This window comes from Streptomyces sp. NPDC005485, assembly GCF_040606085.1.
Lineage (GTDB): Bacteria > Actinomycetota > Actinomycetes > Streptomycetales > Streptomycetaceae > Streptomyces.
This window is the reverse complement of the sequence record NZ_JBEXDZ010000060.1, coordinates 1-16,939: the sequence shown is the minus strand read 5'-3', so window position 1 is coordinate 16,939 and position 16,939 is coordinate 1. Positions and strand designations below refer to the sequence as shown.

Genomic DNA, 16,939 nt, shown 5'->3' with positions numbered 1-16,939 from the left:
GGTAATTTCAGAGAGGGGGTATCGCACTCCACCCTTCGTGACCTTTCGAAGGTCAAGGATGGCATCCGCGCCGAGGCCCCCTCGCATCGACGCCGGGGGCCGTGGAGCACGGTTCACCTGACGAAGTCCCGTAGCGCCCGGGCGATGTGCTCGCCGTCCAGTCCGTCCTCGTCCCCCAGGGCGAGCAGCCGATGCGGTACGTGGACCAGTGTCTCGGCCACCTGATGGGCGCACGTGCCGCGCGGGTACGGCTCCGCGAGCACGACGTCCGCATGGTCGGCGGCGAGGACGGCCGTACGCAGGCCCACCGCGTCGAAGGGCCGCACGGTGGTGGCGTAGAGGACCGCGAGGTCCAGTCCGGCCGTGGCGCGCAGTACCGGATCAAGGGTGGCGCCCACCGCGAGCACGACGCCCGCGCGCCCCTCCCTGACCATCTCGAAGCCGTCGGCGGCTGCGCGCGGCTCGGCGTTGGAGTGCCGGGACACGTGAATGTAGGCCTGCCCGGTGCCGGCGGCGGCCTTCCGCACCGCCGCGCGCACCTCATCCGGGTGGCCCGGAACGTGCACACTCCAGCCCGCGCGGGCCGCGAACCGGCCGACCTCCTGCGCGGACTCGTATCCGATGAGCAGCGAGCCGCCGGACAGGGAGTCGTTGCGGGCCAGGTCCGGCAGGGTCTGGGTGAGAGCGGTCAACATTTCCGACTGCACAGGAGACTCCTAGGAATTGTTTACGCGCATTCAACGCGTCAAGAAATAGGTAAGAACCAGGCGAGACCTTCTCACTTCACCTTGGATTCCCAAGTATCTACCCCAGAAATCCATTAACTTTAACCTTTAACAAGCCGAGGGAAAGGTGGAAATCTCTTTGCCCTGTCCGGGGATACCGGTGGTGTTTCCGGCCCGCCCGGATGAGTAGGTTGACGGCGACCGAATGGCATGTGCACAGACCGGGAGGGACTCCCATGACCAGCAGTCGACCGCATACCGCGGCGTATCCCTTCGTCCATCTGATCGCCGGACCGACCGGCTCGGGAAAGAGCGCGGCGGCCACCGAACTCGCCCGGGTCACCGGCGCCCCGATCGTCGTCGCCGACCGGCTGCAGTGCTTCACGGACCTCACCACCACCAGCGCCCGCGCGGGGGCACAGGCACCGGGCGCACGGCGCTACTGGCTGGACGAACGGACCGTCCCCGACGGCGACTTATCCGCGGACAAGGCGGCGGACGCGCTCATCGCCCTGGTGGCGCGACTGGGTGCACGCCATCGGTTCGTGATCGTCGAGGGCGGCTCGATCTCCCTGCTGCGCACCCTGACCAGCCGCGTCCCCAAACCCTCCTGGCACCTGTCCGTACGCCTCCTCCCCCTCCCCTCCCGCGTCGACTACCTCGCCGCGCTCACCCGCCGCGCCCACGAAATGATCGCTCCGCCCTCCCCCGGCAGAAGCCTCCTGGAGGAATTGGCGACCTTGTGGCGTGAGCCGGACCTACGGCTTTTCACCGCTTCCGTCAACGGCTTCGAGGCCGTCCTCGAATGCTGCGCCAAGTACGCGCTCGATGTGGAGACGATCCATGAACAACCACTCTCCCCTCCTGTCGTGGAACGAATGGCCGCTCTGATCGCCGAACGGCACGCCGAGCACGGATTCCTTCAGTACCGCGTCTTCGCCGAAATGTTCAAGGACCACATTTCCGGGACCGGATCCGGATTCGACGTCGACATCGACGTGCTGGGAGACGCGGCATGACCCACACCTCGCAGTTCCCCGCCGCCCTGAGCACCCGGGCCGAGGAGCTGACCCGGGCGGCGGCCGACTTCGGGCATGTCGTCAGCACCCGTCCGTGGGGCGTCCTCACCCCGCGCACGGTCCGCGACGTGCAGGACGTCATCGCGTTCGCCGGCCCGCGCGGGCGGCCGGTGTCCGCCCGCGGCGGCGGGTACTCCCTGTACGGCCAGGGACAGGCCGACGGCGGTTTCGTCCTCGACATGGGCGCGCTGAACAGGGTGGACTGCGCGCCCGGCGAGCGGACACTGGTGGCCGAGGCGGGCGCCCTGTGGCGGGACGTCGTGCGGGCCGCACTCACCGAGGGCCTCACGCCGCCGGTGCTCACCGACCACCTCGGCAGCAGCGTCGGCGGAGTGCTGAGCACCGGAGGCATCGGCACGTCGAGCCACCACCACGGCCTCGTCTCCGACGCGGTGGCGTCGCTGGACGTCGTCACCGGCACCGGAGAGCTGGTGACGTGCTCTCCCGATCTGCACCCGGGTCTCTTCGACGCCGTGCTGGCGGGCCTCGGCCAATGTGCCCTGATCGTGCGGGCCACTCTCCGGCTGACGCCGGCCCCCGAGCGTGTACGCCGCTACCGCCTCTACCACCAGAGCCCGGAGAGCTTCTTCGCCGACCAGCACCGACTGGTCCGCGACCGGCGCTTCAGCCACTTGGACGGACAGGTGCGGCCCGCCCTTCACCACACCTGGCACTACATGATCGAGGCGGTCGTTCCGCACCGAACAGGTCATCTGCCGCTCGACGACGACCTGTTGATCGGCGACCTCGGACACGTGAGCGACACCGTGGAGATCGAGGACGTGTCCTACGGGGCCCATCTCCACCGGCTGGACCGCGCCGAGCGGATCCTGCGCGTCACCGGCGAATGGCAGCGCCCGCACCCCTGGCTCACCCTGCTGCTCCCCGCGCGGACCGCCCCCGCCTTCGTGGCGGAGGTACTGGCGGACAGCGCCCAGAACGACCTGCGCACCAACGGGGTCGTCCAGCTCCACCCCCTTCTCGGCGGCCGTCTGCACACCCCGCTGCTGCGCCGCCCGCCGGGCGAACTCCTCCATGTGTTCTCCCTGATGCGTACGGCGCCGCCCGCGAACCCGTCGGCCGTACGGCGCTCGGTGGCCGCCAACCGCGCGGCGTACGAGCGGGCGAGGGAACTCGGCGGGGTCGTCCACCCGGTGAGCGCGCTGCCGATGACCTGCGAGGACTGGCGCAGGCACTTCGGGGACACCTGGGACGTGCTGGCGCGGGCGAAGGACCGCCACGATCCTTACCGCATCCTGACCAGGGGGCCCGGTCTGTGGCCGTGACCACGGTGACCGTGTTCTGCGGCTCCTCCCCCGGCCACCGGCCCGGCCATCTGCGAAGCGCCACCGAACTCGGCCGCGCCCTCGCCGAGTCGGGGCTGCGACTCGTCTACGGCGGCGCCCGGACCGGCCTGATGGGCGCGGTCGCGGACGCCGCCCTGGCCGCCGGAGGATCCGTCACCGGAGTCATCCCGCGCCGCATGCTGCCGTACGAGATCGCCCATGACGGCCTCACCGATCTCCAGGTCGTCGCGGGCATCCACGAGCGCAAGGCACGCATGGCCGAGTCGGCCGACGCGTTCGTCGCGCTACCGGGCGGACTGGGTACGGCGGAGGAGCTGCTGGAGGCGCTGGCCTGGGCCCAGTTGCGCATCCACCGCAAGCCGTGCCTCCTGCTGGACCCGCACGGCTTCTACCGACCGCTGCTGGCGTTCCTGGAACACGCCCGCGACGAGGGCTTCCTGCAGCCGGGGGACCTGGAGCACGTCATCGTGTGCGATTCGGCGCAGGAAGTGGTCGAGCGGCTCACCCGGCAAAGGCCGCAACCGGCGGCTGCGGCAGTGATGTTGACTCCTCCCGAGGGCCTGACCGCGTTTCTGTTCTCCGGTGCCGGCTCGCAGCAGCCGGGCATGGGCCGTGAACTGTACGAGGCCTTCCCGGTGTTCGCCGACGCCCTCGACGAGGTCTGCCGAGAACTCGACCCCTACCTCGGCCTGCCGCTGCGGGACGTGATGTTCAACGAGGCCGATACCCGCACGGCCGCTCTGCTGGACCGGACCTCGTTCACGAATCCGGCGCTCTTCGCCCTGCAGACCGCGCAGTTGCGGCTGCTGGAGAGCTGGGGGCTCAAGCCCGATGTGCTGTTCGGCTACTCGGCCGGCCGGATGGCCGCCGCCCATGCCGCGGGCGTCTTCTCCCTCGCGGGCGCCTGCCGCGCCGTCGGCACACTGTCGCGTCTCATGGGCGCCCTGCCCAAGGGCGGTGCCATGGCCGCGCTGGAGGCATCCCCGGACGAACTGGACCTGGACTGCGGCGTGGTGCTCGCGGCCGTCAACGGCCCCCGGTCCGTGGTCGTGTCCGGGGACCGGGACGACGTGACGGCCCTGACCGAAAAGTGGGCGGCCCGGGGCCGGCGGACCACGATGCTGCGCGCGGACGTGGCAGCCCACTCCCCGCACCTCGACACCCTGCTGGACGGCTTCCGGGACGCCCTGCGCACCGTGGAACTGCACGTCCCGCGCACCCCGCTCGTCTCGGACATCACCGCGGAGCCTGTCGAGAACGAGGCCGTCTCACCGGAGTTCTGGGTCCGGGAGATCCGCGAGCCGGTCCGGTTCGCGGACGCGGTCCACCGCCTGCACCAGGACGGCGTCACCACGTACCTGGAACTGGGCCCGGGCGAGGTACTGGTCCGTATGCTCGACGGCTGTCTGCCCGCAGGCGGCGAAGCCCCGCTCACGCTCGCACTGACCCGGGACTGGCGGGCCTTGAAAGGGGGGTGAGCGGTGCTCCTCGGGCGCCGTCGCGGACGTAGCCTGAACGCTTCACCCCGATTCACCCGAGGAGCGCCGTGAGCATCGCCGAGACGGAACCCGTCCCTCCCCCGTGGCGCCTGCTCCTCGGGTATGTGCGGCCGCACCGGTGGGCGTTGCTCTCGGGCGCGCTGCTGGCGCTCGGCACCGGTGCCACCGGGCTCCTGCTGCCGCTGGTGGCCCGGGGGCTCATCGACGACCTGTCGCACGAGCGGCCCATCGCCCGTGCGCTGGTCGGCATGGCGGCGCTGGTGGTCACCAACGCGGCGGTCGGCGCGATGGGTTCGTACGTGCTGCGGCGCACCGCCGAGTCGGTGGTGCTCGGTGCGCGCCGCGCCCTGTCGTCGTACCTGCTGCGGCTGCGCATCCCGGCCGTCGACCGCAGTGAGCCGGGCGACCTGATGGCCCGCATCACCTCGGACACGACACTGCTGCGCGAGGTCACCACCGACTCGCTGGTGGGGCTGGGCACCGGCGGCCTCACGCTCGTGGCGACGGTGGTGATGATGGGCCTCGTCGACGCGGTGCTGCTCGGTGTGACGCTGGCCGTGATCCTGTGTGCGGGCACCGTGCTCGGCGTCATCGTGCCGCGCATCAACCGGGCCAGCCGGCAGGCGCAGGACGCGGTCGGCGTGATGGGCGCCTCGCTGGAGCGCATCCTCGGCGCGCTGCGCACCGTCAAGGCGTCCGGCGCCGAGCACCGCGAGGAGCAGACCCTCCATGCGGCCGCGCAGGAGTCGTGGCGCCAGAGCGTGCGCGCCGCCAAGTGGTCGGCGGCCGCGGGCAACACGGCCGGGCTGGCGATGCAGATCGCGTTCATCACCGTGCTCGCGGTGGGCGGCGCGCGGGTCGCGACCGGCGCCATCGACGTGGGCACGCTGGTCGCCTTTCTGCTCTACGTCTTCTATCTGATGTCGCCGATCCAGCAGGTCGTGGGCGCTGTCACGCAGTACCAGACCGGATCCGCGGCGCTCGCCCGTATCCAGGAAGCACTGCGGCTGCCCGCCGAACCCGCGGCCCTGCCCGCGCCGTTGCCCTCCTCCGGCGCCGAGCCCGCCGTCCTCGCCTTCGACGACGTCCGCTTCCGGTACGCCGATGACCTGCCGTACGTCCACCACGGCGTGACCTTCGCAGTCCCGGCCCGGGGCATGACCGCGTTCGTCGGGCCCTCTGGTGCGGGCAAGACGACCGTCTTCTCCCTCATCGAGCGGTTCTACGACCCGGAGGCGGGGACGATCACCCTCGACGGCCAGCGCCTGGAGGCGTGGGACCTGCCCCAACTCCGGTCCGCCATCGGCTATGTGGAGCAGGACGCCCCCGTTCTGTCGGGTTCCCTGCGCGACAACCTGCTGCTGGGCAACCCCGAGGCGGACGAGGCCGATGTCACGCGCGTCCTGAAGACGACACGGCTGGACGGTCTGGTGGCCCGGCTGCCGCGGGGGCTCGACACACTCGTCGGGCATCGCGGCACCCGGCTGTCCGGCGGCGAGCGCCAACGCGTCGCCATCGCCCGCGCCCTGCTGCGCCGGCCCCGCCTGCTGCTCCTCGACGAGGCGACCTCGCAGCTCGACGCCGTCAACGAGGCCGCGCTGCGCGACACGGTCGCCGACGTCGCCCGTACCACCACGGTCCTGGTGGTCGCGCACCGGCTGTCCACGGTCACGATGGCCGACCGCATCGTCGTGATGGACGCGGGCCGTGTCCGCGCGGTGGGCACCCACCGGGAACTCGTCGCCGCGGACCCGCTCTACGCCGAGCTGGCGGCCACCCAGTTCCTCGCCACCGCGGGCTGACGGCCCGCGTCGCCACGTTCGCCCTGTGACGCTTCCTTCACCTGACTACCGCGAGGCTCCGGTCCTACAAGCGTCGAAAGCCGAGGGCCCCCGCCGTGGCGGGGGCCCTCGGAACGCGCCGACCCCGGTGACCGCGGGGCCGTTCAGGAATCGGCCGACTACTCCAAGCCGTCGAGCAGCCCGGTGACCGGGGCGGCCAGGTCGGTGACCTGGTGCAGCTGGTCGAGGTCGTTGAGACGGTTGAGGCCCTTCAGCTGGTTGGCGACCCGCGGGATTTCGGCCTGGTGCTCCACGGGAATGTCACTCACGGCGAGCTCGTCGAGCTGGGCGATCGGGTTGAGCTTGCCGGCGTCCGGGGCCTCGGAGACGGCCGCGTTCGCCATCGGCGCGGCGAAACCCGCGAAGCCGACGGCGAGACCAACGGCAGCGACCATACGTCGTGTTGAGATCATGCCTTCAGCAACGGCGCGAGAGGGCGCGCGGACACGGGCGTTCCCCGGCCCTCACCCGAGAGGCTCATCGGTCTCCTGCGCTTGCCGTGCGGCCTGCGGCGGAGGAGTCTCGGAGAAGAGGCCCTCCACGGCCCGCTCCTCACTGGGCCGCGGCCTTTCAAGGAGGTCACCATGGGCACCGCGGCAGGCTCCGCCTTCGACGTAGAGGCTCTGCGTCGGGGCATCGAAGGACAGAGCGCGGACACACTGCTGTCGCTCTACGCCGACGACGCTGAGATACGCGTCGTGGACCGCAACACCCAGCCCAGCCACCCGAAGGTCATGCACGGTCGCACCGAGATCGGCGAGATGCTGGGCGACGTCTACAGCCGGGACATGACCCACAAGATGGAGAACTGTGTCATCCAGGGCGACCACGTCGCCTTCACGGAGTCCTGCGAGTACCCGGACGGCGTGAAGGTGCTGTCCGAGTCGATGATGTCGCTGCGCGACGGCAAAATCGTCCAGCAGACGATGCTGCAGGCATGGGACGAGTAGGAAGGAACTGGCCGAAGGTCCAGCTCAACTCCCGTGTGACCTGGACCTTCTCGGCCCGCGCGGTGCTGGGGCGGTCGCGTCCGCACCGGTCCCGATGGCCACGATCGCTCTTGGCGGCAGGACGCGGGGTGTCCGCCGCGCTTCTCCGGTCGGCGCTGCGCGCAGCGCGCTCGCACCCTCGGCCGGCGCGATCGCATGCCGTTCGCCCGCGTCGTATCCGGTGCCGGTGAGCTGTACCTGTACACGGCGGCGGACGCCCGACCCGTGCCTGCGGTGTCATCCGCCCTGCCGGCGGAAGCCCGAAGCCGAGCGGGACGGCTTGCCTGACCCCGCCTCCTGCGGTCCGGCCCAGCCGGTGGCGGCCAGGACCTCCCGGGCGATGTCCCCCACGGGCCGTCCGTCCGTCACCACCCGCACCGTTCCTGACGGTGCCCGCTGCTCCAGCAGCCGCGCCTTGCGGAGGCTGCCCTCCCACTCGCGCTCCAGTTCCGAGCCGAGCTCCCGCCCCGTCAACCGCTCACGCGCCGTCGCGTCGGAGGCGGTGAGCAGAACGCGCACGACGCCCACTTCGGCGCCCATGGCGCGCTCGAACATGCCCGTGGCCTCGGGCAGCACGCTCACGGTGTTCGTGTAGATCAGGCGTCGGTACCCGCGCCGGGCGAAGTTCGCCCACACCGCAGTCAGATTGCTCTCGGTGATCTCCGCACGGTGCGGATCCCCTTCCGGGGCGGGGTGCACCTGGCCCATGAAGTCGCCCTCGATGATCGCGTGCGGGACCGCCACGGCGCGCAGCAGCGCCGAAACCTCCCGCCCCACCGTCGTCTTGCCGACGCCGGCCCGTCCGCCGATGAGCAGAACTTCCGCGCGATCCATGAGAGCAGCGTGCCAACAAGCCCCCACCTCACGCGATCCGATTTCGGCCCTGACCGTTCAGGCCACGCCCAGTTCGTCCAGCAGCCGCCGCATGACGGCCACCGGCAACGCCGGATTGCGGGCCGCGCCGTCGACGGCTGCCGGGTCGGCCAGTAGTTCCTCGATGCGGTCGGGCGGGAGGCGCGGGTCGGCGGCGGCGGTGCGCCTGACCCAGCCGCTCTCGTCGTGGCTGAGGCGGATGATCAACTCCGGTGCGGCGTCCGGGTCGAGGGGGACCAGCACACGGAGGCCGGGGTCGGCGTCGTCGGCGTACCGGGCCAGGCCCTTCCTCGGGAACTGCGGTCTCTCCAGCAGGATGGAGCGGGTGTAGCCCGTCCATCCCAGGGCCGTCCGCAGCAGGGCGTCCGGTGGGGCGTCGGGCTGGTACTCGCAGGTCAGGAGCCGGACCGCGGGGTCCTCGTCGTGGGCGAGCGGAGCGACGAGGTCGGCCGGAAGACAGGGGTTGGCCGCGGCGGTCCGGCGCAGCCAGGGGTGCGCGGAGGTCGCGCAATGGCGCAGCGCATCGAGGTCGTCGCGGAGGTCCCAGACCCAGCCGACGGGCCTGAGGCGGTCCTTCGGCAGCACCTCGTAGTCGATCGCGGCCCGCTGCTCCTCGTTGAGTTCCGGCCGCGCCGAGACCGCCAGGCGGACGTCGTGCTCGGGGTCCGAGGCGAGGCGCGCGATCAGATCGGGCGGCAGTGACGGGTTCCACGCGATCGCGGCCCGCTGCCTCGGCTCCTCGCTCGCCACGTGGCGTTCGGCCGTCGCGCGGGTGAGCAGGCCCCGCCGCAGGACGTCCTCGCGCTCCCAGGACCCCAGGGTGTCGAGCAGTTGGTCGGTGCGTGCCGCGTCGTCGGCGCAGGCCTTCCGCGCGGCGGCCCGGCGTACCGCTTCGTCCGGGTCCGCCAGGAGCACTTCGCGTGCGCCGGGGGCCAGTTGGTCCCAGGCGCGACAGGCCGCGGCGCGGACCTTGGGGTCGGAGTGTCCGGCGTACCGGGCCAGCAGCCGCGGGGGGAGACTGTGCGACTGTGCCGTCCATTCGCGTACGCCGTCGTCGGGGTCCGCGAGCAGACGCTCGTACGTCGCGTCGGGCAGTGGAGCGACCTCGAACCGGAAGGGTTCCGGTCCGCAGCCCACGCAGATGCGGACCTTGGGCTCGGGGTCGTCGGCCAGTCTGGCGCGGTCGGCCGGGGCCGCGGTCCAGCTCTCCGCGAACGCGCCGCGCACACGCAGGTCCGGGTGCCCGACGATGGCGTCTACCAGGTCCTGCGAGAGCCCTTCACGCAGGCACATCCAGCTCCAGGCCGCCCGGGCGTCCGGCGACAGCAGGCGCAGCAGCACGTCGTCGGGCGCGGCCCGGTTCCATGCGAGCCCTTTGAGTATGTCGTTGCGATCGTCGGTCACTGACGGCCCTCTCCCCTGTCGCCCCGGCGGATCATCGTACGGGCCGGAGGAGCCCCCGCACCCTTCACACAGCCCGCGTCCGCGACGGCTAGGCTGGTGCGCAGGCCGTGACTGGCGCTGAGGTGGACGACCACCGGGGAGCGGCCCGACCAACGGGTCCTTGCCGCGCGCCTGGGCGATTGTGTCGACAACGCTCAGGAGCAGCTCATGTCACAGGCCCGGCTCATGGACGGCACCGGTCTCGCGCGCCGCATCGTCAAGGAGACCGCCGAGCGGGCGGCCGCTCTCACGGAGCGCACGGGGGCGGCGCCCTGTCTGGCCACGGTGCTGGTCGGCGAGGACCCCGCCTCGGTCACGTACGTCCGTATGAAGCAGAACCGGTGCCGCAAGGCCGGCATCGAGTCGCGGCACGTCGCCCTGCGTGCCGCCACGACGACCGCCGAACTCGTGGACACGCTCCGGGCGCTGTCCGAGGACCCCACCGTGCACGGCATCCTGCTGCAGCACCCCGTCGGGCCGCACGTCGACGAGCGGGCCGCGTTCGAGGCCATCGCGCCGGAGAAGGACGTCGACGGGGTGACGCTGAGCTCGTACGCGGCGATGAGCTTCGGGCTGCCGGGCTTCGTGTCCTGCACGCCGGGCGGCATCATGCGGCTGCTGGAGGAGTACGACGTCGACCCGGCGGGCCGGCGGGCCGTGGTGGTGGGCCGCAGCGCGATCCTCGGCAAGCCGGTCGGCATGCTGCTGCTCGGCCGCGACGCGACGGTCACCTACTGCCACTCGCGGACGGCGGACCTGTCCGCGGCGGTGCGGGAGGCGGACATCGTGGTGGCCGCGGTGGGCAGGCCCCGGCTGATCCGCGGTGCGGACATCAAGCCGGGCGCCGTGGTGATCGACGCGGGCTACAACGCCGGGAACGTCGGCGACGTCGACTTCGAGACCGCCGTCACGCGAGCCGCGCTGATCACTCCGGTGCCGGGCGGCGTCGGCCCGATGACGATCGCGGTCCTGCTGGAGCAGACCGTCACGAGCGCCGAGCGGCACCTCGGCGGGTGATCGACGCGTCCGGGGCCGTCGTGGCCGGCGGGCACAGGTGACGGACCGATCAGGATTCGAGAAGCGCGCAACCCCGGGCCGCGGCTAGCGTGACCGTCGTGGGCACGGGCGTTCCGGGCCGACGTACCGCTCGAAGCCGGTTGGATCGAGCCAGGCGACGCCGGCGGGGGCCGCGAGGGCAGTCCCGCCCGACGGAGGGAGACACTATGAGCAGGGCCACGAGGACGGACACCCGGTCGCCTGGGCCGCATGTTGCCGACAGCCATGACCTGATCCGCGTGCACGGTGCGCGCGAGAACAACCTCAAGGACGTCAGCGTCGAGATCCCCAAGCGCCGTCTCACCGTGTTCACGGGCGTGTCCGGCTCGGGCAAGAGCTCTCTGGTGTTCAGCACGATCGCCGCCGAGTCGCAGCGGATGATCAACGAGACGTACAGCGCGTTCGTCCAGGGCTTCATGCCCACACTGGCGCGGCCCGAGGTCGACGTGCTCGACGGGCTGACGACCGCGATCATCGTCGACCAGCAGCGGATGGGCGCCGACCCCCGCTCCACGGTCGGCACCGCCACCGACGCCAACGCGATGCTGCGCATCCTCTTCAGCCGGCTCGGCAAGCCGCACATCGGCCCGCCCTCCTCGTACGCCTTCAACGTCGCCTCGGTCAGCGGCAGCGGTGCGATCACGGTCGAACGCGGTGACGGGAAGACCATGGCCGAGAAGCGGACCTACAGCCGCACCGGCGGCATGTGCCCGCGCTGCGAGGGCCGGGGCTCGGTCACCGACTTCGACCTGTCCGCGCTGTACGACGACACCAAGTCGCTCAACGAGGGCGCGCTCACCGTCCCCGGCTACAGCGTCGACGGCTGGTACGGCCGTATCTTCCGCGGCTGCGGCTTCTTCGACCCGGACAAGCCGATCCGCAAGTTCACCAAGCGGGAGCTGCAGAACCTGCTCCACAAGGAGCCGACCAAGATCAAGGTCGACAACGTCAACCTGACGTACGAAGGGCTGATCCCGAAGATCCAGAAGTCGATGCTGTCCAAGGACGTCGACGCGCTGCAGCCGCACGTCCGGGCCTTCGTGGAGCGGGCGGTGACGTTCGCCGTCTGTCCCGAGTGCGCGGGCACCCGGCTCAGCGAGGCCGCCCGGGCGTCGAAGATCGGGAAGATCAGCATCGCCGATGCCTGCGCGATGCAGATCAGCGACCTCGCCGTGTGGGTGCGGGCCCTGGACGACCCGTCCGTCGGGCCGCTGCTCGCGTCGCTGACGCAGACTCTCGACTCGTTCGTCGACATCGGGCTCGGCTACCTCAGCCTCGACCGCCCGGCGGGCACGCTCTCGGGCGGCGAGGCACAGCGCACCAAGATGATCCGCCACCTCGGTTCCTCGCTCACCGACGTCACCTACGTCTTCGACGAGCCGACGATCGGCCTGCACCCGCACGACATCCAGCGCATGAACGACCTGCTCCTGCGGCTGCGCGACAAGGGCAACACCGTGCTGGTCGTGGAGCACAAGCCGGAGACGATCGCGATCGCCGACCACGTCGTCGACCTCGGACCAGGTGCCGGTACGGCGGGCGGCGCCGTCTGCTTCGAGGGCACCGTCGAGGGGCTGCGGACCGGCGGCACCGTCACGGGCCGCCATTTCGACGACCGGGCCTCCCTCAGGAAGTCGGTGCGCAAGCCCACGGGCACGCTGGAGATCCGCGGCGCGACGGCGAACAACCTGCGTGACGTCGACGTGGACATCCCGCTCGGGGTGCTCGCCGTCGTCACCGGCGTCGCCGGTTCCGGCAAGAGCTCGCTCGTGCACGGGTCGATCCCGGCGGGCGAGGGTGTGGTGTCGATCGACCAGACGGCGATCAAGGGCTCGCGACGCAGCAACCCGGCGACGTACACCGGTCTGCTGGAGCCGATCCGCAAGGCGTTCGCGAAGGCCAACGGCGTGAAGCCGGCACTGTTCAGCGCCAACTCCGAGGGCGCCTGTCCCACCTGCAACGGCGCCGGCGTCGTGTACACCGACCTGGGGATGATGGCGGGCGTCGCCACCACCTGCGAGGAGTGCGAGGGCAAGCGGTTCGAGGCCTCGGTGCTCGACTACCACCTCGGCGGCCGCAACATCAGCGAGGTGCTCGCGATGTCGGTGACGGAGGCCGAGGAGTTCTTCGGCGCCGGAGAGGCCCGCATCCCGGCCGCGCACAAGATCCTCGAACGGCTCGCCGACGTCGGGCTCGGCTACCTCAGCCTCGGCCAGCCGCTCACCACGCTCTCCGGCGGCGAACGGCAGCGTCTGAAGCTGGCCACCCGCCTGGGCGAGAAGAGCGGCGACCGGTCGGTCTACGTCCTCGACGAGCCGACCACCGGCCTGCACCTCGCGGATGTCGAACAGCTGCTGGGCCTGCTCGACCGGCTCGTCGACTCCGGCAAGTCGGTCATCGTCGTCGAACACCACCAGGCGGTCATGGCGCACGCCGACTGGATCATCGACCTCGGTCCCGGCGCCGGCCACGACGGCGGCACGATCGTCTTCCAGGGCACGCCTGCCGACCTCGTCGCCGCCCGCTCCACCCTCACCGGCGAGCATCTCGCGGCCTACGTGGGCGCCTGACCGAGTCCCCGACGGACGCGGGGAGACGAGCTCCCGCGTCCGTTTCGGTCGCCGCGCACAGGTCCGCTGCGTGTCCCCGAGCGGTGTCCGCCGCCATACTGGCCTCGTGCGAGTAGCGATCATCACGGCGGGGTCGCGGGGCGACGTGGCGCCGTACACGGGACTGGGACACGGGCTGGTGCGTGCCGGGCACGAGGTCACCCTGGTGACGCACGGGTGCTTCGAGCCGCTGGTGGCCGGCTCCGGCGTACGGTTTCACGCACTGCCCGTGGATCCGCGGGCCGAGCTGGAGTCCGGGCGGGGCCGGGGGCTGCATCGCAGCACGACCGGCGCCGGGAAGCTGATCCGTGTCGTCGGGATGGCCAGGGCGCTGGTCGGGCAGCTGGCCGACGACCTGATCGAGGCCGCGCGGGTCAGCGACGTACTCCTGCTGGCTGCCTCCGTGGCACCTCTCGGGTATGCCGTCGCCGAGGGACTGTCGCTGCCGAGCATGGGTGTTCACCTCCAACCCCTCGCTCCCACACGGGAGTTCGCGCCGCCGTTGACCGCAGTCCGCTCCTGGGGGCCGACGGTCAACCGGGCCGCCGGGTACGGCGTGAACCTGGCCGTGGATCAGGTCTTCGCCGCGACCGTGCGCACGCTGCGGACCCGACTGGGCCTGTCGGGGACCGGTCCCGGCGCCGCGCAGCGTCGGCGCGAGCGGCAAGGGGCGCCCGTGTTCCACGGTTTCAGCCCGCTGGTGGTGCCCCGGCCCGCTGACTGGCGCCCCGGCCTTGACGTGTCCGGGTACTGGTGGCCCTACGACGGCCAGGAGCCCCAACTCCCGCCCGCGCTGCGGGACTTCCTGGACGCCGGGCCTCCCCCGGTCTTCGTGGGCCTGGGCAGCGCCACCGTGCCCGATGCCGAGCGGCTCAGCGCCGAGGTCGTACGCGCCCTGAGGGCGGCCGGGTTGCGCGGTGTCGTCCAGCGGGGCTGGGGCGGGCTGCGGGCGTACGGCGAGGACATGTGCACCGTGGAGGAGGTCCCGCATGCGCTGCTCTTCCCGCGGATGGCCGCCGTGGTCCACCACGCGGGAGCGGGCACGACGGCCGCCGGGCTGCGCGCGGGTGTGCCCGCGGTGCCGGTACCCGTGCAGTTCGACGAGGGGTTCTGGGCGGCGCGGCTCGTCCGCCTCGGCGTGGCACCCCGGGCCCTTCCGCTGCGCAGGCTCACCACCGACACGCTCACGGAGGCGCTGGTGCGCGCCACGACGGACCCGTCGTACGAGCGGCGCGCCAGATCTCTGGCCGCCGGCATCCGCGCCGAGGACGGCGTGGGGCCGGTCCTCGACGCGGTGAACCGGCTCGCCCGCTGAGCACCGTCAGGAGAGGTCGTCCGGGTGCCAGTCCGCGGGACGCAGGATGCCCAGGAGCTGGCGCACGAGTTCCTCGACGACATGGTCGAGGGTGGCGTCCACCCAGCCCGCGCTCCAGTCGTGCAGCAGGCCGTTGACGCTGCCGATGAAGGCGGTCGCGGCGATCCGGTAGTCGCGCGGAGCGGCCTCGCCGTGCTCGACGGCATCGGCCGCCGCGGCACAGATGAAGTCCACCCAGCGGGCCCGGCGGGCGAGCCGCTGCTCCTCCAGCCGCGGACTCACGCCGATGATTTCGACGAACGTGATGCGGATCCGGCGCGGATCGCCCGTCACATTGGCGGCGTACGCGCGAAAGATCGCGGCGGCGCGCCCGGCGAGGGGCAGGTCCTGAGCCTCGGCGAGGGCGGTCAGGGCCGCCTCCTCGGCCCATGCGTTGACCTGGAGGTGCAGGGCGGCGAGGACGTCTTCGAGGGTGCGGAACTCCTCGTAGAACTGACGGGTCGACAGCCCGGCCGCCTCGCTGAGCGCCGCGACGGTCGTGGACCGGAACCCGGGGCTGTCGCCGAAGAGTTGGAGCGCGGCGTCCAGGAAGCGGCTCCGCCGCTCGGCCTGCCGCTCCGCTGCCGTCCTGCCGCCGTACCGGCCGGTCGGCTGTCTGAGCCTGCCCGCCACGCACTGCCTCCCTCGCCGAGTTCGACGGCCCGTTCGACCGTCGGCCAATTTTGTCGTGTCCAGGGTCTTGTGGAGAGGGGCCCCTCTTCCTTACTTTCCAGTAAGTCCACTCTGAATGTGGGCGTGTTCAGAATCTTCCTCCTGTCATGCACCCGCCACCGGCGCCCCCACCACCCCTTCCCCGGCGCGCCGCAGACGACAAGGACCCACCATGTCTGTCCTCAGACCCCGGCATCTCTGCATCCTCGCCGCCGCCGTCGCCCTGACGTTCACCGGCCCGGCGACCGCCGCCCAGGCGGCCACCGCGCAGGTCTCCGCAGCCGACCTGCGCGAGGTGATGTTCGTGGGCAACAACTGGGACGGCACCGCCGATGTCGTCAAGTCCAGCGGCGACTTCGCCAAGGTCGGCCGGGTCAACGTCGTGCCGGACAAGGACGCGCGGATGGCGGAGATCAACGCCGACCCGATCAAGTGGATCTACTTCATGGCCATTCGCAACGGTGTCGGCGAGGGCCACGACCAGCTCGTCGACGACATGTACTCCACGCCCGACGGCAAGTCCATGGTCGTCTCCCGCCCGAGCTTCGCCGACGTCGTCTCGATCGACCTCGCCACCGGGAAGATCAACTGGCGCTTCCCCGTGTCGGGTTACCGCGCCGACCACATGGCCGTGTCCCCCGACGGCACCCGCGTCGCCGTCTCGGCCTCGACCGCCAACACCGTGCACGTCCTCGACATCAACACCGGCAAGCAGCTCGGCTCGTTCGGCACCGGCGACAAGCCGCACGAGAACATCTTCAGCCGCGACGGCAAGTACATCTGGAACATGGCGATCGGCGACGTCAACACCTCGCTCGACGCACCATGGCAGGACTTCACGAAGGGCGACCGGAAAATCACCGTCGTCGACACGACCACCTTCAAGCAGGTCAAGGTGATCGACATGCGGCAGCGGCTCGACGCGATCGGTCTCAAGGACTACTCCGACGCGGTCCGCCCCGCCGTCTTCAGCCCCGACGAGTCCAAGTTGTACTTCCAGGTGTCGTTCTTCAACGGGTTCCTGGAGTACGACGTCGCCTCCGACAAGATCACCCGGGTCAAGACGCTGCCGAAGAACCCGGCCACCAGCGAGGACCGCACCACCTGGGTCAACGACTCGCGCCACCACGGCCTTTCGATGAACCCCTCCGGCACCAAACTGTGCGTCGCCGGCACGATGGACGACTACGCGACCGTCGTCGACCGCGCCACCCTCCAGGAAGGCCCGCTGGTACCCGCCTCCAAGCCCTACTGGGCCACGGTCAGCGGCGACGGCAAGTCCTGCGTCATCTCCGAGAGCGGCGCCGACCAGGTCACCGCCATCGACTTCGCCACCGGGACCAAGACGGTCTCCGTGGCGGTCGGCGACCACCCGCAGCGCGTACGGCTGGCCCATGTGGCGGCGAACTGGACGTCTCCGTCCGCGGGTTGACCCCGCAGGGCGGACGCACCAAAGCGCCCCCACGGTGATCGCAAGGCCCTCAAAGGTTTG

General features: G+C 71.2%; 14 protein-coding genes and 1 riboswitch. Of the genes, 9 read left to right on the top strand and 5 right to left on the bottom strand.

Annotated features, from left to right (window positions below):
• Nucleotides 1-113: 113 nt before the first annotated feature.
• Nucleotides 114-707 (bottom strand): transketolase, encoded by a 594-nt coding sequence (locus ABZS97_RS21200; RefSeq protein WP_356139832.1) that lies wholly within the window; start codon nt 705-707, stop codon nt 114-116.
• A gap of 254 nt (nt 708-961) precedes the next feature.
• Between ABZS97_RS21200 and ABZS97_RS21195 the strand changes: the two genes are divergently transcribed.
• From ABZS97_RS21195 to ABZS97_RS21180, 4 genes are all read left to right on the top strand, one after another.
• Entirely contained in the window at nt 962-1,744 is a 783-nt protein-coding gene (locus ABZS97_RS21195) for an isopentenyl transferase family protein (RefSeq protein ID WP_356139831.1), read from the top strand.
• A complete protein-coding gene (locus ABZS97_RS21190) occupies nt 1,741-3,090 on the top strand; it encodes an FAD-binding protein (RefSeq protein WP_356139830.1) in 1,350 nt (449 codons plus the stop codon). The genes ABZS97_RS21195 and ABZS97_RS21190 overlap by 4 nt, the downstream gene beginning before the upstream one ends.
• Entirely contained in the window at nt 3,081-4,589 is a 1,509-nt protein-coding gene (locus ABZS97_RS21185) for a TIGR00730 family Rossman fold protein (RefSeq protein WP_356139829.1), read from the top strand. The genes ABZS97_RS21190 and ABZS97_RS21185 overlap by 10 nt, the downstream gene beginning before the upstream one ends.
• Before the next feature lie 68 nt (nt 4,590-4,657).
• Nucleotides 4,658-6,412, top strand: coding sequence for an ABC transporter ATP-binding protein (locus ABZS97_RS21180; RefSeq protein ID WP_356139828.1), 1,755 nt, complete (start codon nt 4,658-4,660; stop codon nt 6,410-6,412).
• 158 nt (nt 6,413-6,570) lie between these two features.
• Here the strand turns inward: ABZS97_RS21180 and ABZS97_RS21175 are convergent, their stop codons facing one another.
• Complete coding sequence (locus ABZS97_RS21175) at nt 6,571-6,864, bottom strand: hypothetical protein (RefSeq protein ID WP_356139827.1); 294 nt, start codon at nt 6,862-6,864, stop codon at nt 6,571-6,573.
• Between the two features lie 171 nt (nt 6,865-7,035).
• Between ABZS97_RS21175 and ABZS97_RS21170 the strand changes: the two genes are divergently transcribed.
• Entirely contained in the window at nt 7,036-7,401 is a 366-nt protein-coding gene (locus tag ABZS97_RS21170) for a nuclear transport factor 2 family protein (RefSeq protein WP_356139826.1), read from the top strand.
• Between the two features lie 276 nt (nt 7,402-7,677).
• On the opposite strand, the gene ABZS97_RS21165 is transcribed toward ABZS97_RS21170, so the two are convergent.
• Both ABZS97_RS21165 and ABZS97_RS21160 read right to left on the bottom strand, forming a co-directional pair.
• Nucleotides 7,678-8,274 carry a hypothetical protein gene (locus ABZS97_RS21165; protein WP_356139825.1) on the bottom strand — a complete coding sequence of 199 codons (597 nt, stop codon included), beginning with the start codon at nt 8,272-8,274 and terminating at the stop codon, nt 7,678-7,680.
• A 57-nt stretch (nt 8,275-8,331) separates the two neighbouring features.
• Nucleotides 8,332-9,717 (bottom strand): hypothetical protein, encoded by a 1,386-nt coding sequence (locus ABZS97_RS21160; RefSeq protein WP_356139824.1) that lies wholly within the window; start codon nt 9,715-9,717, stop codon nt 8,332-8,334.
• Between the two features lie 97 nt (nt 9,718-9,814).
• A riboswitch (ZMP/ZTP riboswitch) is annotated at nt 9,815-9,901 on the top strand.
• A 23-nt stretch (nt 9,902-9,924) separates the two neighbouring features.
• Here ABZS97_RS21160 and ABZS97_RS21155 point away from each other — a divergent pair.
• The 3 genes from ABZS97_RS21155 (at nt 9,925) to ABZS97_RS21145 (ending at nt 14,736) form a co-directional block, all read left to right on the top strand.
• Nucleotides 9,925-10,773, top strand: coding sequence for a bifunctional 5,10-methylenetetrahydrofolate dehydrogenase/5,10-methenyltetrahydrofolate cyclohydrolase (locus ABZS97_RS21155; RefSeq protein ID WP_356139823.1), 849 nt, complete (start codon nt 9,925-9,927; stop codon nt 10,771-10,773).
• Between the two features lie 206 nt (nt 10,774-10,979).
• A complete protein-coding gene (locus tag ABZS97_RS21150; protein WP_356139822.1) occupies nt 10,980-13,382 on the top strand; it encodes an excinuclease ABC subunit UvrA in 2,403 nt (800 codons plus the stop codon).
• Nucleotides 13,383-13,488: 106 nt separating this feature from the next.
• A complete protein-coding gene (locus tag ABZS97_RS21145; RefSeq protein ID WP_356139821.1) occupies nt 13,489-14,736 on the top strand; it encodes a glycosyltransferase in 1,248 nt (415 codons plus the stop codon).
• A 6-nt stretch (nt 14,737-14,742) separates the two neighbouring features.
• Here the strand turns inward: ABZS97_RS21145 and ABZS97_RS21140 are convergent, their stop codons facing one another.
• Entirely contained in the window at nt 14,743-15,408 is a 666-nt protein-coding gene (locus ABZS97_RS21140; protein ID WP_356139820.1) for a helix-turn-helix domain-containing protein, read from the bottom strand.
• 211 nt (nt 15,409-15,619) lie between these two features.
• Between ABZS97_RS21140 and ABZS97_RS21135 the strand changes: the two genes are divergently transcribed.
• Nucleotides 15,620-16,879, top strand: a complete 1,260-nt coding sequence (locus tag ABZS97_RS21135; protein ID WP_356139819.1) for a YncE family protein — start codon at nt 15,620-15,622, stop codon at nt 16,877-16,879.
• Nucleotides 16,880-16,939 lie beyond the last annotated feature (60 nt).

Excerpts from the sequence above, each read along its gene's own strand:
- ABZS97_RS21195 (WP_356139831.1), top strand. The coding sequence starts at position 962 with ATGACCAGCAGTCGACCGCATACCGCGGCGTATCCCTTCGTCCATCTG.
- ABZS97_RS21155 (WP_356139823.1), top strand. The coding sequence starts at position 9,925 with ATGTCACAGGCCCGGCTCATGGACGGCACCGGTCTCGCGCGCCGCATC.
- ABZS97_RS21150 (WP_356139822.1), top strand. The coding sequence starts at position 10,980 with ATGAGCAGGGCCACGAGGACGGACACCCGGTCGCCTGGGCCGCATGTT.
- ABZS97_RS21175 (WP_356139827.1), bottom strand. The coding sequence starts at position 6,864 with ATGATCTCAACACGACGTATGGTCGCTGCCGTTGGTCTCGCCGTCGGC.
- ABZS97_RS21165 (WP_356139825.1), bottom strand. The coding sequence starts at position 8,274 with ATGGATCGCGCGGAAGTTCTGCTCATCGGCGGACGGGCCGGCGTCGGC.
- ABZS97_RS21135 (WP_356139819.1), top strand. The coding sequence starts at position 15,620 with ATGTCTGTCCTCAGACCCCGGCATCTCTGCATCCTCGCCGCCGCCGTC.
- ABZS97_RS21190 (WP_356139830.1), top strand. The coding sequence starts at position 1,741 with ATGACCCACACCTCGCAGTTCCCCGCCGCCCTGAGCACCCGGGCCGAG.
- ABZS97_RS21170 (WP_356139826.1), top strand. The coding sequence starts at position 7,036 with ATGGGCACCGCGGCAGGCTCCGCCTTCGACGTAGAGGCTCTGCGTCGG.